Origin of the sequence: Actinomadura rubrisoli, from assembly GCF_004349215.1 — a bacterium.
Taxonomy (GTDB): Bacteria; Actinomycetota; Actinomycetes; order Streptosporangiales; family Streptosporangiaceae; genus Spirillospora; species Spirillospora rubrisoli.
Map to the genome: position 1 here is coordinate 1 of NZ_SMKU01000650.1, position 1,949 is coordinate 1,949.

The 1,949-nt window shown below is 67.1% G+C and carries 1 protein-coding gene; it reads left to right on the forward strand.

Annotation, left to right across the window (positions count from 1 at the left end):
• Positions 1 to 171 precede the first annotated feature (171 nt).
• Positions 172 to 1,929: a recombinase family protein gene (locus E1298_RS46500; RefSeq protein ID WP_165975996.1), complete on the forward strand. Its 1,758-nt coding sequence runs from the start codon at positions 172 to 174 to the stop codon at positions 1,927 to 1,929.
• Positions 1,930 to 1,949: the final 20 nt, after the last annotated feature.

Sequence of the window (1,949 nt, forward strand, 5' to 3'; positions counted from 1 at the left end):
ACCGCGAGCATTCCTTAGACGCTCCTGTCATGAAGTCGGCCCCAACGAGGTGCGGTAACACCCGTTGGGGCCTTGATCCTCACCCGACAGGAGGGCAAGGGCCATGGACGTCACCCAACCACAGCACCGGCCGCAGGGCGGCAGCGTTCGCGGGATCGCTGGGGGTGTGAAGTGACCACCACCGACATCCGGAACGAGATCGCTTCGCTTGAGGACGAACTGGCTGCGCTGCCTGATGCGCCGTTGCGCGCGGTGATCTACGCGCGGGTCTCCCAAGATCCGAAGGAGCAACTGCGGTCGGTGTCGCAGCAGATCGACGAGTGCACCGCCGAGTGCGCGCGGCGCGGCTGGTCGTTGGTGAAGGTGTTCAAGGACAACGACCGCTCGGCGTCGCGGTACGCGACCAAGGACCGGCCGCAGTACGCCGCGTTGAAGACGTACCTGCGGGAGGGCAACGCCGATGTGCTGGTGATGTGGGAGTCCTCCCGGGCACAGCGTGATCTTGAGGACTACGTCAAGGCCCGCAAGATCGCCGAGGACAACGGGGTGAAGTGGTCCTACAAGGGCCGTCTGTACGACCTGACCCGCACCGATGACCGGTTCGCGACCGGGCTGGACGCCCTGCTAGACGAACGCGAGTCGAGCATCACCCGGGACCGGATCTTGCGGGACGTGCGCGGGAACGCCCAGAAGGGCCGCCCACACGGCCGTCTGTTGTACGGATACCGGCGCGAATACAACTCGGCAACCGGCGACTTCGTCCGGTCGGTGATCCGGCAGGATCAAGCCCAGATTGTCCGGGAGGCCGTCCGCCGGATCGCGGCCGGTGAGGGGATCTTGACCGTGTGCCGGGACTTCAACCGGCGGGGGCTGCGCACCAACCACGGGAACACCTGGCGGCACTTCACGATCCGGGACATGGTCACCAACCCCGCGTACATCGGCAAGCGCGTCCATCAGGGGAAGGTAATCGGCGACGCGGAGTGGCCACCGATCTTGACCGGCAACGACCGGCAAGCGTTCTTCGCATGCGTGCGGCGGCTGAACGCCCCGGGTAAGAAGTCCCGCCCGGGAGGGGTCAAGCACCTGGCCACACACATCGCCACCTGCGGGATCTGTGGTGCTGGTCTGAGCAGCGGACGCAACGCCAAGAAGGTGGGCCAGACGCAGGGCACGCCCCGGTACAACTGCCGGGGGGATGAGGTGCTAACCGGCGGATGCACCGCTATTGGCAAATCCGTGGTGGACAACTACATCAACGGGTTGGTGATCGAGCGGCTGTCCCGGCCAGACGCCGCCGAACTGCTCACCGAGGACGCCCTGAGAGCCGAGCACGCCGCCGCCGCGCTGGCCGAAGCCGAAGAGAAGCGCGCGATCTTGGATGAAACCGCTGACAAGGTCGCCGCCGGAACCATGTCGGTGGCCATGGCGTCCCGGATCGAAGCGCGGCTACTTCCGGAGATTGAGGCGGCCGAACTGCGCGCCAACGATGCCGGGATCGCTCCGGTGCTGCGTGAGGTGATCCGCCCCGACATCGGCAAGGTCTGGCCCAAGCTGCCGATGGCGCGGCGCCGGGAGGTGGTCCGCGCGCTGATGGACATCACCGTCACCCCCCCTCTGCCCAAGGACACCGACCAGCAAGAACGCCAGCGGCAGCGACTCGCGTTCGGGCAGCGTTTGCGCGAGCTTCGGCGCGGCTATGGCCTGCTGGGGATGGGTGAGCGGCAGCTTGCCAAGTTGGCGGGATGGCCGCCCCACAAGGTCAACAACGCCGAGCTCGCCCGGGGGTCGATGACCGCCGACGACGTCCGGGTGTGGTGCCGCCTGGTCGACGCCGAAGACCAGGCAGACGCGGTCATCGCGATGATGCCCACGCCGCGCGCCAAGGACACCGACCGTATCCAGATCACCTGGAAGCACGACCTGTAGACCGTCCTCGCGCCGACCAC